The organism is Mesorhizobium sp. B2-1-3 (assembly GCF_006442495.1).
Classification (GTDB): Bacteria; Pseudomonadota; Alphaproteobacteria; order Rhizobiales; family Rhizobiaceae; genus Mesorhizobium.
The window spans coordinates 25,572-43,768 of record NZ_VFWL01000024.1 but is presented as its reverse complement, the minus strand read 5'-3'; the positions used below and the strand labels follow the sequence as shown (position 1 = coordinate 43,768).

Annotated in this window: 18 protein-coding genes; 5 read left to right on the top strand and 13 right to left on the bottom strand. The window is 63.9% G+C overall.

Going from position 1 to position 18,197, the window contains the following annotated elements:
* Positions 1–37: 37 nt before the first annotated feature.
* From FJ973_RS28185 to FJ973_RS28175, 3 genes are all read right to left on the bottom strand, one after another.
* Positions 38–289 (bottom strand): DUF768 domain-containing protein, encoded by a 252-nt coding sequence (locus tag FJ973_RS28185; protein ID WP_140498383.1) that lies wholly within the window; start codon positions 287–289, stop codon positions 38–40.
* A 409-nt stretch (positions 290–698) separates the two neighbouring features.
* Positions 699–1,388 (bottom strand): SDR family NAD(P)-dependent oxidoreductase, encoded by a 690-nt coding sequence (locus tag FJ973_RS28180; protein WP_140498384.1) that lies wholly within the window; start codon positions 1,386–1,388, stop codon positions 699–701.
* A 326-nt stretch (positions 1,389–1,714) separates the two neighbouring features.
* The gene (locus FJ973_RS28175) at positions 1,715–2,734 is read right to left on the bottom strand and encodes an isopenicillin N synthase family oxygenase (protein WP_140558657.1); all 1,020 of its coding nucleotides are present in this window, start codon (positions 2,732–2,734) and stop codon (positions 1,715–1,717) included.
* 63 nt (positions 2,735–2,797) lie between these two features.
* Between FJ973_RS28175 and FJ973_RS28170 the strand changes: the two genes are divergently transcribed.
* Positions 2,798–3,013, top strand: a complete 216-nt coding sequence (locus FJ973_RS28170; RefSeq protein WP_140498386.1) for a hypothetical protein — start codon at positions 2,798–2,800, stop codon at positions 3,011–3,013.
* 93 nt (positions 3,014–3,106) lie between these two features.
* Positions 3,107–3,388, top strand: a complete 282-nt coding sequence (locus tag FJ973_RS28165) for a hypothetical protein (RefSeq protein WP_224619155.1) — start codon at positions 3,107–3,109, stop codon at positions 3,386–3,388.
* Positions 3,389–3,602: 214 nt separating this feature from the next.
* Here the strand turns inward: FJ973_RS28165 and FJ973_RS28160 are convergent, their stop codons facing one another.
* From FJ973_RS28160 to FJ973_RS28145, 4 genes are all read right to left on the bottom strand, one after another.
* Positions 3,603–5,882, bottom strand: coding sequence for a xanthine dehydrogenase family protein molybdopterin-binding subunit (locus FJ973_RS28160; protein ID WP_140558655.1), 2,280 nt, complete (start codon positions 5,880–5,882; stop codon positions 3,603–3,605).
* 2 nt (positions 5,883–5,884) lie between these two features.
* The gene (locus FJ973_RS28155) at positions 5,885–6,904 is read right to left on the bottom strand and encodes a xanthine dehydrogenase family protein subunit M (protein WP_140498388.1); all 1,020 of its coding nucleotides are present in this window, start codon (positions 6,902–6,904) and stop codon (positions 5,885–5,887) included.
* A gap of 1 nt (position 6,905) precedes the next feature.
* A complete protein-coding gene (locus FJ973_RS28150; protein ID WP_140558654.1) occupies positions 6,906–7,526 on the bottom strand; it encodes a (2Fe-2S)-binding protein in 621 nt (206 codons plus the stop codon).
* A gap of 212 nt (positions 7,527–7,738) precedes the next feature.
* Complete coding sequence (locus FJ973_RS28145) at positions 7,739–8,572, bottom strand: 3-keto-5-aminohexanoate cleavage protein (protein WP_210240118.1); 834 nt, start codon at positions 8,570–8,572, stop codon at positions 7,739–7,741.
* Positions 8,573–8,652: 80 nt separating this feature from the next.
* Here FJ973_RS28145 and FJ973_RS28140 point away from each other — a divergent pair, with 80 nt between their 5' ends.
* Positions 8,653–10,068: an amidase gene (locus FJ973_RS28140; RefSeq protein WP_140558651.1), complete on the top strand. Its 1,416-nt coding sequence runs from the start codon at positions 8,653–8,655 to the stop codon at positions 10,066–10,068.
* Positions 10,069–10,077: 9 nt separating this feature from the next.
* Here FJ973_RS28140 and FJ973_RS31510 read toward each other — a convergent pair whose 3' ends face one another.
* The 5 genes from FJ973_RS31510 to FJ973_RS28115 form a co-directional block, all read right to left on the bottom strand.
* Entirely contained in the window at positions 10,078–10,836 is a 759-nt protein-coding gene (locus FJ973_RS31510; RefSeq protein ID WP_246675961.1) for an ABC transporter ATP-binding protein, read from the bottom strand.
* On the bottom strand, positions 10,836–11,591 hold the full coding sequence (locus FJ973_RS28130; RefSeq protein ID WP_140515007.1) for an ATP-binding cassette domain-containing protein: 756 nt from the start codon (positions 11,589–11,591) through the stop codon (positions 10,836–10,838). Before FJ973_RS28130 ends, FJ973_RS31510 begins: the two co-directional genes overlap by 1 nt.
* Positions 11,581–12,561: a branched-chain amino acid ABC transporter permease gene (locus FJ973_RS28125; RefSeq protein ID WP_140558649.1), complete on the bottom strand. Its 981-nt coding sequence runs from the start codon at positions 12,559–12,561 to the stop codon at positions 11,581–11,583. Before FJ973_RS28125 ends, FJ973_RS28130 begins: the two co-directional genes overlap by 11 nt.
* Positions 12,562–12,571: 10 nt before the next feature.
* The gene (locus FJ973_RS28120; RefSeq protein ID WP_140524813.1) at positions 12,572–13,471 is read right to left on the bottom strand and encodes a branched-chain amino acid ABC transporter permease; all 900 of its coding nucleotides are present in this window, start codon (positions 13,469–13,471) and stop codon (positions 12,572–12,574) included.
* 77 nt (positions 13,472–13,548) lie between these two features.
* A complete protein-coding gene (locus tag FJ973_RS28115; RefSeq protein WP_140524814.1) occupies positions 13,549–14,778 on the bottom strand; it encodes an ABC transporter substrate-binding protein in 1,230 nt (409 codons plus the stop codon).
* 107 nt (positions 14,779–14,885) lie between these two features.
* Here FJ973_RS28115 and FJ973_RS28110 point away from each other — a divergent pair, with 107 nt between their 5' ends.
* Complete coding sequence (locus FJ973_RS28110; protein ID WP_140558647.1) at positions 14,886–15,770, top strand: MurR/RpiR family transcriptional regulator; 885 nt, start codon at positions 14,886–14,888, stop codon at positions 15,768–15,770.
* Positions 15,767–17,098: an aspartate aminotransferase family protein gene (locus tag FJ973_RS28105; RefSeq protein ID WP_140558646.1), complete on the top strand. Its 1,332-nt coding sequence runs from the start codon at positions 15,767–15,769 to the stop codon at positions 17,096–17,098. The genes FJ973_RS28110 and FJ973_RS28105 overlap by 4 nt, the downstream gene beginning before the upstream one ends.
* Before the next feature lie 42 nt (positions 17,099–17,140).
* Here the strand turns inward: FJ973_RS28105 and FJ973_RS28100 are convergent, their stop codons facing one another.
* A complete protein-coding gene (locus FJ973_RS28100; RefSeq protein ID WP_140558644.1) occupies positions 17,141–18,166 on the bottom strand; it encodes a substrate-binding domain-containing protein in 1,026 nt (341 codons plus the stop codon).
* Positions 18,167–18,197 lie beyond the last annotated feature (31 nt).

Below are 18,197 nucleotides of genomic sequence, written 5' to 3'. Positions count from 1 at the left end.
CGAATGGTCCGCGTATTCATACAGGATTGCTCCTGAATTATTCCGCAGCCTTGCTCGCGGCCTGCTGGTGCTCGTCGGCCTCGGCCGCTTCCTCGAGCCGGGAGGCGATGAGTTCCTGGATATCGCCGACTTCTTCCTGGATATCCTCCAGCGGTATGCCGACCTCGGCCGCCTTGGCAGCGCATTCCCTGGCCAGCGTCTCGGCCTGCTTCTCGATCCTGGCGTGGGACTGGCAATGGACTTTTTCGCCAATCCATCCCTGCAAGAATTCGATGGCGTGCTCACTCATATTGCTTTTCCCTGGCGGCGAAGCCGGTTGGTAATCATAAACGTCGGCATCCGGTGAAGGATGCATGTCCCCATTCCAGCCGAGTCGCCACCGGACGGCAAGCCGATGTCGTCCAAGGTCCACAGAGCCAAAGGAAATAGAGGATTGAAGAACATTTTCTGTTTCTGGGGGGCGGGTATCGTTTGGCGGGAATCCTGTCCCGCCTCGAGAGGCTGCTTCTACTTGCTTCTTACGGTTTTCAGGTCCGTTTGCATCTCAATGGCTGTCACAACAGCTGCCCGATGACGTTGCCGTTTCCAGGCACAAGCCATCGAAGCCGCCGCTATATAGTGACATCCCCATGCAATGTCGACTCTCTCCGCCGCCTTGCATGGAAGCCCCGCGAAAGCCGCATAGGTCACCGTGCCGATCAGAAGGTCTCGACCCAGGGCCTGAGCTCGAGTTCCCAGGTCCAGGCGCTGCGGTTCTGGCGATGGATGCCGAGATAGGCCTCGGCGATCGCGTCCGGCGATAGCCGTCGATCCTGCGGGTCGGGAGCCTCTCCCGGCACGGTCGAGGCAATGGCACCATCGATGACGAAATGCGCGACATGGATGTTCTTGGGGGCCAGTTCGCGAGCCATGGATTGCGCCAGTCCACGCAAGCCGAATTTGGGCATCGCGAAACCGGCCGAGCCGGCGAATCCCTTGACGCTTGCCGTCGCGCCGGTGAAGAAGATCGAGCCCGAGCCTTGCAAAAGCAGCCGGTTGGCTGCTTGCTGGCCAACCAGGAAGCCGCCATAGGCCCCCACCAGCAAGGCCTGCCTGACAGCCTCTGGATCGAGTTCGGCTATCGGGCCACGGGCGCGTCCGCTGGCATTGAAGACCACGAGCGACAGCGGGCCGGCCTTGTCAGCGACCTCGAACAGGCGCTGCACCGACGCGGCATCGGAGACATCAGTTGCCACGGCTTGGGCGCCGGTCTGCGCCAGCAACGGGTCGAGCTTCTCGACGTTGCGGGCGGCCAGCACGACACGAAAACCTTCCCTTGCGAGAAGGCGCGCAAGCGAGGCGCTCAATCCGGATCCCGCTCCGGCAATGACGGCGACATTGGATGTCATGAGCATCTCTCTTTCGCGGTGGTGACTGGATTGGACAGGGTTGCGCCTTCCCAAGTGGAACGCAAGAGAAAGCATTTCCAAGAAAATGGGGTGTCGTCGTGGCGCGCTTCCCAGGCCGCAAAAACTGTTCCCGGCAAAGAAAAATGGCCGGGCGCGAAGACGGCCCGGCCAGAAAGAAGGTCATAACCTTCAGAGGGGAACACCGTTCGGAGGAATGGGAGGAAACCTCGAACGATAATTTTATCTTGAGCCCATTTTCGCGTGCTGGCGACGAATAGAATTCTAAAATTTTGCCGCCCTACAAAAATTTCTACCTGCCGAATGGCTCAGCCTGCCCGGGTCTCGGGCTCAAACAGATCGGCATAATGACGCCGCGCAACGTCGGGATGGGAGCGCAGCCTGCTCTTCAGCACATTGGTTCCGACATCGCGAAACAGCGGATTGTCGGGATCGCTGGCCGGCCCGCGCGCCTGCGCCGCCAGTTCCTCGGGAAGCTCGAGCAGCGGTATCGTGGCATCGAGCTTGGCGCTGAAGAAGAACGGCACCGAGATGCGTTCGACGCCGGCGGGCGGCGTCACGACGCGATGCACGGTGGCTCTCAAATAGCCGTTCGAGGCGAGCTCCAGCAGCTCGCCGATGTTGACGACGAGCGTTCCGGGAATCGGATCCACGTCCACCCAGCTTCCGTCATAGTCTACCTGCAGGCCCTTGTTGTCGTCCTGGAGCAGCAGCGTCAGGAAGCCGCCATCCTTATGCGCGCCGACGCCCTGGTCGCCGCCGGTCGCTTCGCGGCCGGGGTAGCGCACGATCTTCATGCGATGATTGGGTTCGCCGCCATAGATCGGATCGAAAGCGTCCTCGGCCTGGTCGAGCGACAGCGCGAAGGCCTTGAGCAGACGAATGGCCACGGCCGTCGCCTTCGCCTGCCAGGCCAGCAGCGCCGGCTTCAGCGCCGGCAACGCCGACGGCCACTGGTTCGGCCCCTGCAGCCGCGTCCAGGCAGGAATTCCCGGGCCTTGCGCGATGGGCGGGCGCTCGACGCCGATGTCGAGCTGCTCGCGCCAGTCGGCCTTGCCCTTGGTCAGTTCGCCGCCAGCGCGGGTATAACCGCGGAACTGCGAGGAATTGACCATCTCTATCGACAGCTTGTCGGCTTCCGGCAAGGCAAAGAAACGCCGCGAAGCGGCGAGCGTCTCGCTGATGTCGGCCCATGGGATGCCGTGGCCCGCCAAATAGAAAAAACCGATATCGCGCGAGGCGGAGCGCAGATCCGCCAGAAACGTCCGGCGCTCCGATGCGCCTTGTTCGAGACGGCTCAGATCGAGCACGGGCACTATTCTGGGCATGTCAGCTCCTTTTCGGGTTCTTTCCGGGTGCTGCTTGAAAACTTCGCCCGGAAACCCGGGCCCGTGGATGTGCTGCTCCTTTTCCAGCGGCCGAAGCCGCCATCGATGCCCCAAATCTCACGGAGTTCAGTGCGCCGGGAAAGGAACGATCGGCTTTTCGATGCCGCCGGGACGAACAATTTTTCTATTTGGGCGGGCAGCCTGACGATGAGCGCGATCATTGCGCGAAACAGCGGCGTGTCATTTCAGGCACAGCGCGAAGCTGTCATTGGCCCTTGAACGGCCGCGCGGGAGGCGCGTAACATCGTGGCACTTGAATTTGAATCTGTTTCATTCGTCCGGGCTAAAGTCCGGATCGGTTTGGATAGGTCCTTGAACACGCAAGCAATCGGCAGCGCGGCGGGGCGCGGCAAATCGTTTGCCCATGTGGCGCAAGCCTCCTGGGGCAAGGGCCCTGGCACCTTGCTACGTATCATGCGCATGACGCTGCGCCACCCTTGGCAGGTCGCCATCACCATCGTCTCGACCTTCATCGCCGCGACGCTGCAGCTTTTCATTCCGCGCCTGCTGGGACACGCCATCGACCAGGCGCAGGGCGTGGTGGCTGCCGGTGCAAATACCGGGCCGAGCCGGCGCTGTGGAATACGGCGCTGACGCTGCTCGTCGTCAGCATCCTGCGCGGCCAAGGCTGAGCGCTCCTACGGTCAGTTCCGTTCGATGGGGCGAGAAGGGTTCCGGCTGTTCCAGATCACCCTGGCATGAAACAGTCGGTTCCTGACGCATCAGCATCCCGATCCGCAAGGCAGTGAAACTGGGCGAGGACAAACCCACGCTTGTTGCGGCGGAGCAATCCTCTTTGTCTCGGTCCTCAAACGATCAGATCGTCAATTCTGATCGGCAAGTCGCGGATCCGCTTGCCGGTCGCGTGGTAGACAGCGCTGGCGACGGCAGCGGCGGTGCCGACATTGCCGAGTTCGCCCAGGCCCTTCACACCAGCCGGATTGACCTCATGGTCGATCTCCGGAACCAGTATGACGTCAAGGTCCCTGACATCGGCATTCACCGGGACCAGATAATCCTGCAGGTCGCGGTTCACATAGCGGGCATAGCGGGTATCGATCTCGGTCGCCTCATGCAGGGCCTGGCCAATGCCCCAGATCATGCCTCCCATCAGCTGGCTGCGCGCGGTGCGCGTGTTCATGATGCGGCCGGCCGCGAACGCCCCGACGATGCGCGGCACACGGATTTCGCGCGTGTAGCTGTTGATGTGCACCTCCACGAATTCGGCCCCGAACGCATATTTCACCGAATCCGCGTCGGACTCGCCGCCGTGGAATTCCGACTGGCCGGCATAGAGCTTCTTGAGCGCTTCGGGGGTCGAGCCCTTCGGCGCGAATTCGGCATATTCCTCGATGGCGCCTACCTGCATGGCCTTGAATATATCGGCGGTGCTTGCCGACGCCCCGCCCTTGGTGAGGATCCGTCCCCCGTGGAGGTCCAGTTCCTCATTGTGCGAGCCTGCAAGAGGGCCACCCTCCGCGACCGCTGCGGCGAACAATTTCGTGCGCACAGCATCACACGCCTTGAGCACGGCCGAACAGACGCTGGCAGTGGAAATCGAACCTCCCGATACCGGCGCCGGCGGCAAGGCACTGTCGCCCATCTCGACGGCGACCTTGCCGATGTCGACACCGAGACGTTCCGCCGCCATCTGGCCGGCAACGGTTCGCACACCTGTGCCGATTTCATGCGAGCCGCACTGCACGCGCACGTCTCCTTCGGCGGTCAGGCGCACGCGGGCCGCGCATGGCGCGGCAGCGGTCGGGTAGACTGCCGTCGCACAGCCCATGCCGACGAGCCAGTCGCCGTCGCGCATCGAGCCGACTTTCGCATCCCGTCTCGTCCAGCCGAAGGCATCAGCGGCCTGATCGTAGCATTTCATTAGCGACCGGCTGGAGAACGGCTTGCCGCCGATCGGCTCCTTCTGGGGCTCGTTGATCCGGCGAAATTCGATCGGGTCCATGCCGAGTGCGACGGCCATTTCGTCCATGGCGCTCTCGAGGGCATAGACGTAGGGCGTCTCGGGCGGCGAGCGCATATAACCGGGCGTGTTGCGATCCGCCTGCACCAGCGAGACATGCGTCAGCACCGAGCCATAAGCATACATGCGACCGGTGGCCGAAGTCCCGCCGACGACATAGGAATCGGGTCTCGAGGTCACCTCCCAGCCCTCATGGCCGAAAGCAGTGATGCGGCCGTCCTTGCCGGCGCCGATGCGGATGCGGTGCCGGGTTTCGGCCCGATAGGTCTGGGTGCCGAACGCCTGCATGCGGCTGACCACACAGCGCACCGGCCGGCCAAGCCGCCTGGCGGCCACAGCCACGATGGCCGTTCGCGCCGTCATCGGCCCCTTCGAGCCGAATGCGCCGCCTACGTTGGGGCAGACGATGCGCACATTCGCTGGGTCGAGCCTCAATTGCCGCGCCAACTCGACTTTCCAGCCGGTCACGTTCTGGGAGGGCTCGTAAACGGTGAGTTGGTCGCCTTGCCAAACAGCGGTGGTCGAGAACAGCTCTATCGGGTTGTGATGCTGGGTCGGCGTCGAATACCGCGCATCGATCTTCATCGGGGCCGATTCATAGGCGGCATCGAAATCGCCGGCCTTGACGTCCTCCTTGAACAACGGGCTTTTGCCGGCGGCGTCGATGGTCTTTGTCCCCGGCATGTCGAAACTGGCGGTCGGCTTTTCCTCGGCATAGTCCGCGCGGATCCTTTGCGCCGCCTCCTCGGCTGCTTCGAAGGTCTCGGCGACCACCAGCGCAATGATCTGACCGTCATGGAAGATCGCCTTGTCATGCAGCGGCCCGATAGAACTCGCGCCGGTATTTCCGAATTTCGGCGTCTCGACCTTGTCGAGGTCGCCATAGGTGACGATGTCGAGGACGCCGGGCACCGAGCGCGCGTCATCCAGGTAAAGCCTGGCGACCTTGCCCTTGGCGATGCTGCTCGTCGCGAGCACGGCGTGCGCAATGTTGGCGGCCGGGAGATCCGCCGCGTATTCGGCCTGGCCGGTCACTTTCAGCCGCGCATCGATACGCGGCAGCGGCTGTCCCATGTTTTCCTTCGGCTGTGGAGCGGCGACGTTCATGATCACACCTTCATGTCACGGGTTTCGAGCAGCCCCCTGATCAAGGTTCGCTTGCCGAGTTCTATCTTGAATGCGTTGTGCCGACGCGGCTGGGCCTCGGCGAACGCGGCTTCGGCGGCCTCGGCCGCCGCTGCCTCGTCGAGCACCTTGCCGCGCAGGATCTCCTCCGCCGCTCTTGCCCGCCAGGGTACGGTCGCCACGCCGCCAAGCGCGATGCGCGCCTCGTTCACGGTCTCGCCGTCGAGGTCGAGGGCGACCGCGGCCGATGCAAGGGCAAACGCATAGGATTGCCGATCGCGGATCTTGAGATAGCGCGAACGCCTGGTCCATGCGCCGGCGGGCACCTCTATGGCGGTGACGATCTCGTCGGGTGCCAGGTCGGTCTCGATGTGAGGGCTGTCCTCGGGCAGGCGATGCAGGCTGGCAAACGGAATCTTTCGCCGCCCGTTGTGGCCTTGGACATGAACCGTGGCGTCAAGCGCGATCAGGGCCTGGGCAAAGTCACCGTGATAGGTCGCGATGCAGTTCTCACTGGTCCCCAGCACGGCATGCTGGCGGTTGAACCCGTCCATCGCGGCGCAGCCCGAGCCTGGCTCGCGCTTGTTGCATGGCCATGAGGTTTCGCGGAAATATTCGCAGCGGGTGCGCTGCAGGATGTTGCCGGCAAGACTTGCCATGTTGCGCAGCTGGCCGCTTGCCGCCAGTTGCAGGCTCTCCGCGATCACCGGATACCGACGCTTGATCTCGGCATTCTCGGCCGCGTCGCCCATCCGCACAAGAGCGCCAAGGCGCAGACCCTCACCATCGGTCTCGATCCGCCGCAATGCCGGTTCGGAGAGACCGTTCAGATCGAGCAAGCGTTCCGGCCGGGCGACGCCGAGTTTCATATAGTCGGCGAGATTGGTGCCACCGGCAATGAACTGCGCGGGGGCTTGCGTCGGCGGATGCCTGGTGGCCGAGCGCGAGGCGACGGCGACCGCCGCGGAGAGGCTGGCGGGCCTCTCATAGACGAAAGGATGCATCTCAGGCCCTCCTGATCTGGTCGCGGGCCTGGACGATTGCCGCGACGATGTTCGGGTATGCCGCGCATCGGCAAAGGTTGCCGCTCATATATTCGCGAATGTCGTCCTCTGAACCGGCATGTCCTTCGTGGACGCAGCCGATCGCGGACATGATCTGGCCGGGCGTGCAATAGCCGCACTGGAACGCATCGTGATCGATGAAGGCCTGCTGCATCGGATGCAGGCCGCCATCCGTCGACGCCAACCCTTCGACGGTGGTTACCGCCTTGCCCTCGTTCATCACCGCGAAGCTGAGGCAGGAGAGCACGCGATGGCCATCGACCAGCACCGTACAGGCACCGCATTGGCCATGATCGCAACCTTTCTTCGTGCCCGTCAGGCCGACATGGTCGCGCAAGGCGTCGAGCAGGCTGGTTCGGCTGTCGAGCGCCAGATTGTATGGCTGCTTGTTGATGGTCAGTGTTGTCATGACAGGCTCGTTTGGCTTGGCGGCAGCAGCCGGAGGCTCCTCGGACCTGGCTGTCGAGGCCAGAAGCGGAGTCACCGCAGCCGCGGAGACGGTCGCGGTCATAAAGCTTCGTCTGCTGAGACTGGAGGAGTTTGAGGGAACATGCTCGGACATCGCTGGCTCCGTCGCTCGCTATGTCGCGACCAAACCCCTCATCGGGGCCATTGTTCCGGGCCATCCGCGATAAAACGCACAAGGAAGACGGCTCGCAAGGCAAGCCGCCCGATTTGGATGCAAGGATATGACGGTCCGTTCGAGACCGTGCCCGTCCTCCCCTGGCGAATTTGCAGGCGCGCGGCCGATCCCCTAACAAGGCGCGCGGGCCCTCACTGCTGGCGGGCAATTCCGAGAATATCAAGCGCCTGCGCGGCAGAAGCAATCGGGCGCCCCGTGCGGCCAGCGGCTTCGACGATTGCCGCGACCCGTTCGGCATTGTCGCGGGCGAGGCTGCCATCGGCGTGCCAGAGAGAGTTCTCGAAGCCGACCCGCACGTGCCCTCCCGCCGCGATCGCCGCCGTCAGCGCCAAGGTCTCGCCCCGTCCGAAGGCGCAGACCGACCATACGGCGCCTTCAAGACCATGCGCATCGAGCCCTTCAAGGAAGACATCGAGGTCTTCGGGCCGGCTTTCCTGATCGGCGGCATAGCGTCCAAGGACGAACAGCAGCCGGGGGCTTGTGGGCTCCGCCAGAATGCCTCGCCGCCGCAGATCGATGAAACGGTCGAGATCGGCCCGATCATAGAGAATGTGCTGGACCGCGATGCCTTCCCGACCGGCCCACGCGAAGAAGCGGGCCGGCTCCGCCTCGCCATCGCTGATTATCTCACGCAAGCCTATCGAGACGGAAACCGGATGAAGCGCCCGAACAAGATCCATCTGTTCGCGTGGCGAATAGAGCCCGACCGCTTCGGTCGTGATCTGGATCGCCATGACGCCCTGCGTCCGCTCCCGGATCGCCGCGATGGCATCCCGGTAAAGCGCGGCGTCAAGCGTGTGCCGGCCTGAAGCATCGCGGACATGCACATGGATGGCGGCGGCGCCGGCAGCGAGACACTGCCTCGCCGTTTCGGCAAGTTCGTCGGCGGTCATCGGCAGAGCCGGATGATCGGCCTTCGTTCTGCGCGCTCCGTTCGGCGCAACCATGATCAGCAACGGCTTCAATTTCATCTCCGGGCCCAATTGGCTCTCCCGCAACGTGGTTTTCCATGCTTCATTTCACCGACTCGCATAGGTAGGACAGCATGAACGCCACCGCCCAAGGGATTTCCGCCTTCGCCACCGCCGCCGAACTCAGCCGCGCGCTCGCCGATGGCAACACATCCTCGACCGAGATCGTCCGGCGCGCGCTGGATCGTGTCGACGTTCATGACAATTCGCTGCATGCGTTCGTCCGGCTGTTTCCTGAGGCTGCGCTCCAGGCCGCCGGCGAAGCCGACGAGCGTCGCCGTCGCGGCGTCTCGAAAGGGCCGCTGGACGGTATCCCTTTCGCGGCCAAGGACCTGCTTGACGTCGAAGGCTATCCGACCCTGGCAGGCTCGAAAGCGCTTGCGGGCGAACTCGCAACCGCCACGGCAACGGCAATCGAACGCCTTGTCGCGGCCGGGATGATCCTGCTGGGCAAGGTGCACACCGTGGAATTTGCTTTTGGCAGTTGGGGGACCAACCCGGTCGCCGGCACGCCCCTGAACCCGCGTGACAGCGCCATCCCGCGCGCGCCGGGCGGATCGTCGAGCGGTTCGGGCGTGGCCGTCGCCGCCGGACTGGTGCCGGTCGCGCTCGGCACCGACACTACGGGCTCCATCCGCAATCCGTCCGCCATGTGCGGAATCGTGGGCCTGAAGACGTCCTTCGGCCTTATCGGGCGCGGCGGCTTGCTGCCGCTTGCCATGTCCTTCGACAGCATCGGTCCCATGACCCGGTCGGTGGAGGATGCAGCCCTTCTGCTGGCCGCGCTCGAGGGTCCCGATCCCGGCGATCCGGCCACCTTTGGCGTGGCGCCGACCTCGCCGCTCGACGGGCTCGAGCGGAGCATATCGGGCCTTCGCCTGCGCATCCCCTCGGCCGTGGACCTTGCCGGCGTAGACCCCGGCATCCTGGTCCGCTTCGACTCCACCGTCGCTGAACTGGAGGCGCTCGGTGCCAATGTCGATCGGATGCCGATGCCGCAATCTTACGACACCTACAAGGCCTTGGCCGGCGACATCATGGCCGTCGAAGCCTGGCATCATCTCGGCCGTTACGTGGAACCCGCGGACAGCGGCGTCGGCACGGCGATCCGCATGCGGGTTCTCAAGGGCAGGGAAATCGGCCTCGCCGCTTATCACGAGTTGATTGCAAGGCGCCGAGCCGCGCAGATCGAGTTTCATCGCGATCTCGAAGGCGCCGATGCGTTCCTGACGCCAACGGCGCCGATTACCGCGCCGCCATTGGCCGACATCGATGAGACAACGACGCCGCTTGGGACGTTTACCCGCATGGTGAACCTCCTCGACATGGCAGCGCTCAGCGTCCCCATCGGTCTCGTCAATGGTCTGCCCGCAGGATTGCAGATCGCGGTTCGCCGCTTCCAGGATCCGCTGGCGCTGAGGATCGGGCGGGCGCTCGAGATTCGGCGCGACAGCCTGTTCGAACAGCCGCCGGGCTACGCCACGCCGTAAGCTGCCCGTTCATTCACCGCTCGCATACAGCCAACGTGCGACAAGAGCGTCGGTGTCGGCACCGAAATCCGCGCGCGCGCCTTCGGAAAAAACCGTGCCGTTCTTGACCACATAGACGTAGTCGGTGATGGCAAGCGCGGCGCGAATATCCTGGTCGACCAGCAGCACGGCCTTGCCGAGTTCGCGGGCAAGATCGCGGACGATGTCGTAGATCGCCTCGCTGGTCTGCGGATCGACGCCGGCGGTCGGTTCGTCGATCAGGTAGACCGACGGATCGGCCATCAGGCTGCGTGCGATCTCGACCTGTCGCTGCTGGCCTCCCGAGAGCTGGCCGGCAGGCTGCGTGCGTTTCTCCCGAACGACGGGAAACCGCTCATAGACATGTTCCAGTTTCTCGGTCAGCACCGTCTTCTTCGGCCTGGCATGCCAGAGACCGAGTTTCAGGTTCGATTCGACCGAGAGATGAGGAAAGAGGCTCGGCCGCTGCGGCAGGTAGGCCAGGCCAAGGCCCAGCATCCGGAAGGGCGGGTTTCCGGTGATGTCCACGTCTCGCAGAAGCACCCGGCCAGCACTCGGTTTCAGAAAGCCGAACAACGCCTTGAGAAGCGTCGACTTGCCCGTGCCGTTCGGGCCGACCACACAGGAAATGCTGCCAGACCAGGCTCTGACCGAAACGTCGCGCAATATGTCGATGTCGCGCGTATAGCCGGCGACAAGGTTCTCGCAGGCGATCAGCGGCGGGGTCGATGGCAGGGAAGCGGTTTCCATCATCGTGCTTCCCGATGCGTTGCGCGGGATCCCGTATAGGCGTGCACGACCTCAGGATTGCGCAGCACCTCGGCGACCGCGCCGTCGGCGATCTTGCGCCCTCGCGCCATCACCATGACGCGCGTTACGACCGACTGGATAGCCTCGAGGTTGTGATCGACAACGACGATGGTGTGACCGTCGCGATTGAGGCTCCTTATGTGCTCGATGATCTCCTCCAGCAGGCGCGGGTGGACGCCGGCGAAGGGCTCGTCCAGAAGCAGCAATCTCGGTTTGAGCATCAGCGCCCGGCCGAGTTCCAGCAGCTTCTGCTGGCCGCCGGAAAGCGCTCTTGCATAACTGTCGGCGAGATGGTCGAGCCTCAGGAAAGCAAGAACCCCACGGGCGCGCTCCTCTGCCGCGGCGCGCCGTTCAGCCGGGTCGGAAAGTGCCGGCACGATGAGGTTTTCCAGCACGGTCATGCGGCGGAACAGGCGGGGAACCTGAAAAGTACGGGCAACACCGCGGCGCGCGAAAAGATTAGCCGGCGAGCGCGCCATGTCGGTACCCTCGACGAGGATGGCACCGCCGTCGGGTTTGAGCGCGCCCGTCACCATGTTGATGGTGGTCGTCTTTCCCGAGCCGTTGGGACCGATCAACCCGACAATTTCGCCGCGGGCCAGGGCAAAGGATAAGCCTTCGACGGCATGGATGCCGCCGAAATGCTTGGCAAGACCACTGACCGAGAAAAAAGCGGTGTCCTTCTCAACCGGCATGGGGTTCCTCGGTGGTAGCAGTTGGAACAGGCGCTTGTTCCCGTGGCCGCGCGCGGAAGCGAGCCCAGTTTTCGACCATCGGATACAGGCCGTTCTGCGCGAAGCGTTGCACCAGGATAAGCGCCAGACCCATCAGCACGAAACGCCATTCGCCGTAGGACCGCAGCGTCTCGGAAAGCAGGAAGACGACGACTGCGCCGACCACGGCGCCGGGCAAGCTTTCGATGCCACCGATCACCGCCATCGCGATAACCAGACCCATCTCCGGCAGGATAGCCATGTTGGGCGTCAGGATGCCGATGAAATGGCCGTAATAAATGCCGGCTATCGCCGCGATCACGCTGGTTACCACGAAGACGAGGATCTTGTAGCGCGTGGTATCCACCCCGCTGGCGCGCGCGGCGCCCTCGTCTTCCCGGATGGCACGTAGAAAAAGACCGACGCGGGTCGCCAACAAGGCATTCATTCCCAATACCGCCAGGACGACGAGCGCAAGGCCGAGATAGTAATAAGGCAGGTCCGATCGACCGGAAAAGAGGCCGGGCACCGGCAAGCCCAGCATGCCGCGTGTGATGTCCTCCTCCGCGACCAGAACGAGGCGGAAGATTTCCGAAATGGCGAGCGTGAAGAGGGCCAGATAAGGCCCGGAAAGCCTCAGGACCAGCGCGCCGATCAGGGCGCCGGCCACGACGGCAAGAGCGATGGCGGAAAGAATGGCAAGCGGCAGGGGCATGCCGATCTGGCCAACGAACAAGGCCGAGGCGTATCCGCCCAGCGCGGCAAAAGCCACATGGGCGAAGGAGAACTGACCGGCGAAACCGGCAAGCAGCGCCCAGCTCGCAGCAAGCAGCGCATAGTACCAGGCGATGGCGCCGACGTGGGTCCAGTATGGTCCGACGCCGAGCGGCACCAACAACGCCACCACGAGCAGAATCGCCTGGGCCGATTGCGAGAATGTTGGATGGACCATTGCCGTGACCCTATTCCAGCCGCAGATGCGAGCGGCCGAACAGGCCGGTCGGCCTGAAGAGCAATGCAATGACGAGCAGCAGCGCTCCGAACGCCTGCGTATAGGCAAGCGCGCGATTGGGGTCCGGCAGATAGCCGACACCCAGCCCTTGCACCAGGCCGAGCAGGATGCCGCCGGTAATGCTTCCGCCGACGGAACCCATGCCGCCGAGCACGATGATGATGAAGGCCTGCACGGCCGGCAACTCACCCATCGACGGCGACAGGGCGAAGATCGGCGCGATCAACGCCCCTGCCCCGCCGGCAAGCGCCGAGCCGATGCCGAAAGCGATGGTGTACATGCGGCGTGGATCGATACCGATGACCGCGGCGGACTCGCGGCTCTGGCTCACCGCATCGAGTGCCTGGCCAAGCGAGGTGCGCTTCAGGAAAAGCGTCAGACCGACAAGCAGGACGACGGCAGCGACCGCAGCGATCAGCCGGTCGTAAGGCAGGATCAACGGACCGAGGATCAGCGCTCCCGTCATGAAGGACGGCGGCGCCTTGGCGAAGGGACCGAAGACGACAAGGCCGAGATTGGTGATCAGAATGGTGAGGCCGAAGGTGACGATAATGGCGTATTCGTCCTTGCGCTCGACCTTGTCGGTATACATCGGCGCTATGACGAGCCTCTCGAAGAGCACGCCGAAGATGAACAGGGCCACCATCGCGCCGGCGACACCGACAAGCGGCGGCGCATGGAACCAGGCGATGATGTAGTAGGACGCATAGCCGCCCAGCATATAGAGCGATCCATGGCCGAAATTGACGACCTTCAACACCGAGAAGACCAAAGTGAGCCCCGCCGCCGTCAGCGCGAAAATGAGGCCGATGACCAGGCCGTTGACGGCCAGGAGGAGGAAATAGCTCATGGGTTCACATCACCTCGTTGTCGGCCGCCTGTCCAGTGAAGCGGCCGCCGGCGGCCATGGAGCCGCCGGCGTGCCGTTCATTTGCCGGGCATGACCTTGTCGGTGGTGGCCCACTTCTTCGGATAGACGATCGCAGCATCCTCCGGCGCCTGGTTCACGGCCGTGTATTGGATGATCGTGAACGGCACGTCGACGAACTGATGGAAAGCCCAGTCGGGAGATTTGGTGGTCGGGAAGGTGTAGGTGGCGTTCACCCCTTCATATTTGATCTCTTCCAGTGCCTTCACGATCGCCGCGCGGTCAGCCGAGCCTGCCTTCTTGATCGCTTCGACGACGACACCGAACGTGTCATAGGCCTCCATGGCCACGCCGGTCGGTGCCCTATTGTAGCGTTCGGTGAACGCCTTCACGAATGCTTTGGCCTTGTCGTTCCATTGCGACTTGGGCTGCGCGACGTTGACGATGAGAAGATTGTTGGCGCATTCGCCGTCGACTTCCCACACTTCCTTCTGCAGCAGACCCGAGGAGCCGATGAGGGCCGTTTCGGCAGTCGGTGCGAGGCCGAGCTGGCAGGCCTGCTTGACCAGCTGATACTGTGCCTGTCCGGCGATCACCATCTGGATCGCATCAGGCTTCGGGCTCTGGTTCATCAGGCGCAGCAGCGCGGGCGTGAAATCCTGCTGGTTCAGATCGATCGTTGCCAGCGTATAGGGGACGTTCTTGGCCTTCAGCTCATCGGCGATGACCTTGGCCCCGCCCTGGCCGAAGTCCGTGTTTTCGGCGATGATGGCGATGTTCTTGAAACCTTGCTCGACCGTCCAGTCGGCTGCCTTAACGTAAACGAGCGAGTTGGCCGGAGCGAGACGATAGACTTCCGGATACTGCTTGGCCGTGATGGCATCCGCCCATACGTCTGTACCGACCCAGGCGACGCCGTATTTGTGCGCCTCCTCGATTTCGGCGAGGGCGACCGAGGAATGGAATTCGCCGAAGATTGCGGCGACGTTGTCCTTGGTGATGAGCCGAACCGCCGCCGCGCTGCCGTCGGCCGGCTGCCCTTTGGTGTCCTCGTAGCTCACCTTCAGCTGACGGCCGAGCACGCCGCCGGCCTTGTTGACCTCGTCAACTCCGAGCTGCACCGCCCATTGCATTTCCTGGCCGCCGGAATAGTTGCCGGGCGGCGACAGCGGCCCCACCCAGCCTAGCGCGATTGGATCCTCGGCCAGAGCCGGTGCGGCTGCGAACGGCAAGGAAGCCAGCGCGAGTGCCGCCAGCGCTCCCAAATGACTGGATATGGTCTGTTTCATGCGAATTTCCCCTGTTCTTGTTTTCTGATTGAATGAAACACTACGCTCATTTCTGGCAGATTGAAATATTCATTGCAGCTCGTCAACGGCCGGCGTAAATTCGCGCCATGTTGGAACCCGCCTTCCGCTCGCGCCTGCTCGAGAGTTTCGAGACGATGCCGCGCCAGCTTCGCGCGGCGGCGCAATGGGTGCTCGACAATCCGCGTGACGTTGCCCTCCTGTCGATGCGCGTCCAGGCGCAGCGCGCCGGGGTGACCCCGGCATCGATGACGCGGCTTGCCCAGCGCATGGGCTTCGACGGCTACGATAGCCTGCGCGACCTCTACGCCGAGCAACTTCGCCGCGGCGAGAAGGAGTTCTTGGGCAAGGCCGAAGCATTGATGGCGCGGCGCAAGCGCGGAGGAGACGGCGCGCTGGCCTTCGAGCTGGCCGAAACGCTCGAGCGCCATATGGCGAAGCTTTGCGATCCGGCGACGCTGGAGGCGGTGACCCGGGCAGCCTCGGTGCTGGCAGGCGCCAAGCGCATCTATGCGCTGGGCTATCGGTCGAGCTACCCCGTCGCCTGCCATTTCGCCTACGTCTATGGCCTCGCCGGCGGCGCGGTGCGTCTGCTTGACGGCGTCGGCGGAACCGGACCTGATCCTTTGTGGGAATCGGGAGCGGGCGACGTGCTTTTGGCGATCAGCGTCAAGCCCTATACGCGCGCCGCCGTCGAACTCGTCGATTATGCACGCAGCCGTGGGCTCGAAATCGTGGCGATTACCGACAGCGTCGTCTCGCCTCTCGTCAACCGGGCGGGCGCCGTCATCATCGTGCCAACCGAGAGCCCGTCCTTTTTCCACACCATGGCGCCGGCCTTTGCCATCGCCGAAACGCTGGCCGCGATCCTGGCGGCCGCCGCCGGCGATCGCGCGCTGGCCGCCATGCGCGACGTCGAACGTCAGTTCGACACCCTTTCCACCCATATCTACGAAACCAGGCAACGGTCATGACGCATATCCTCCATCGCCAGATCCACCACGATTATCCCGTTGCCGTCGGCGGCGATGGCGTCACCGTCATCGACAGCAAGGGACGCCGCTATATCGACGCCTCGGGCGGCGCGGCCGTCTCATGCCTTGGCCATCAGCATCCGGCTGTTCTTGCCGCGATGCATGCCGAACTCGACCGGCTCGCCTATGCGCATAGCAGTTTCTTCACCACCCGGCCGGCGGAGGAACTGGCGGACGAACTTGCCGCTCACGCGCCGGGCGATCTTCATCACGTCTATTTCGTCTCCGGCGGATCGGAAGGCATCGAGACCGCCCTGAAGATGGCGCGGCAATATTTCGTCGAGCGCGGCGAGCCGCAGCGCCGCCGCTTCGTGGCCCGTCAGCAGAGCTATCACGGCAATACGCTGGGCGCGCTTTCGGTGGGAGGCAACGCCTGGCGCAAGGCGCCGTTCGAGCCCATGCTGATCGAAAACCATCATATCGAACCATGCTATGCCTATCGGCATCAGCGGCCGGATGAAGGCAGCGAGGCCTACGGCCTGCGGGCCGCCGATGCGCTTGAAACGAAGCTGCAGGAACTCGGGCCGGAAACGGTCATTGCTTTTGTCGCAGAGACCGTGGTTGGAGCGACTCTCGGCGCCGTGCCACCCGCACCCGGTTATTTCAGGCGCATCCGCGAGATTTGCGATCGCCACGGCGTGCTGCTCATCCTCGACGAAGTCATGTGCGGCATGGGTCGCACCGGAACACTGCATGCCTGCGAGCAGGAGGGCGTCGCTCCCGACATCATGGTGGTCGCCAAAGGACTCGGCGGCGGCTACGCCCCGCTCGGCGCGGTGCTGGCGTCCGAGCGGATATTCGATGCCTTTTCGCAAGGCAGCGACTTCCAGCACGGTCACACCTATATCGGCCATCCGCTCGCCTGTGGGGCCGGCCTCGCCGTCCAGCGGGTTATCGAGCGTGATGGTCTGCTTGCCAATGTCGCGGCGCGAGGCACCACGCTCGAACGGCGGCTGCGTGAGCGCTTCGGCAACCATCACCATGTCGGGGACATTCGCGGGCGCGGCCTTTTCCAGGGCATCGAGCTCGTCGCGGATCGCTCGGCCAAGGCCCCGTTCGATTCGCGCCTGAAGGTCCATGCCCGGATAAAATCGGAAGCGATGCAGCGGGGGTTGATGGTTTATCCGATGGGCGGCACCGTCGATGGGCGGGCTGGCGATCACGTCCTGCTTGCACCGCCATTCATCGTCGACGACGGCACGGTCGATATCATCGTCGACCGTTTGGGCGACGCCGTCGATGCCGCGATCGGCAGCATTGCGATCTAGCACACGAGACGCTCACCGACCGGGACTATAGTCCGATCGGCATCAGCCCCGACCTGGCCTCACAGTGCCGCGCCAGACCATCGGCGCGTGGCAGGTCAGGCGACTGCCGGCGCCTGCTTCCTCGCGCGAACCGGCGGCCAGTCGCACGGCGTGCGTGGCGATCTCCTCAATCGGCGGCGCAAAGGTCGTCAGCCGGTAGGAAGCCCAGTCAGCCTGCTCGATGTCGTCGAAGCCGGCGACGCAGAGATCGCGCGGGACGTCGACGCCGAACTCGTGGCGCGCCGCGTCCAGAAAACCGCAGGCGATCAGGTCGGTCACGCAGAATGCCGCATCCGGTCGCTGCCGGCCCGAAAGCAGGCGCCTTGCGCCTTCTGCCCCGGTCGCATAACCCGTGCGGCCCTCGCGCCACTGGATCACCTCCAGTCCTTCCTTGCGCGCTGCGGCAAGAAACGCCGTCTCGCGCGCCACCAGACTGGGCGTGCCGGCTGCCGATGTCACCAGGGCAGGCCTGGTGCAACCGGCACGAAGAAAGGCGTAAAGTGCCGCCTCGGCGGCGGCGGCGTTGTCCACGCCGATGTTATGCGGCCCGTCGAACCGGTCGTCGCGATTTATCAGGATCAGGCGCTGCCCGTTCTCGAGGCAGGTTCGGATCAGCTCCTGCGGCGGCGTGCCGGACAGCACGATCGTCGCATCGGCACGGTAGTTCAGCGTGTTGCGCAGCGCCTGGTCGACATGGTGGCTGGGGCCCGACGTGTTGAATACCATGGCCACTTTGCCGGCATCCCTCAAATGCTGTGTCAGCGCCCGCAGGATACGGGCTTGGTAGGGCGTGTCGCCATCGGCGACGACAAGGCAGACGATGCCCGTCGATGCCCGCATCAGGCCGCGCGCCAGGTGGTTGACGTGATAGCCGAGCTGCTCGGCCGCCAGCAGCACCCGCTCGCGGGTTTCTTCCGAAACGCTGGCGCCGGGCGTGAACGTGCGTGATACCGCCGAGCGCGAAACGCCGGCAAGCTCCGCGACCTGCTGGGCACTGGAAAAGCCAATACGGCCTCTTGGCGTCGTCATGCACACTCTCGCTGCGTTTCTCGATTCTTTG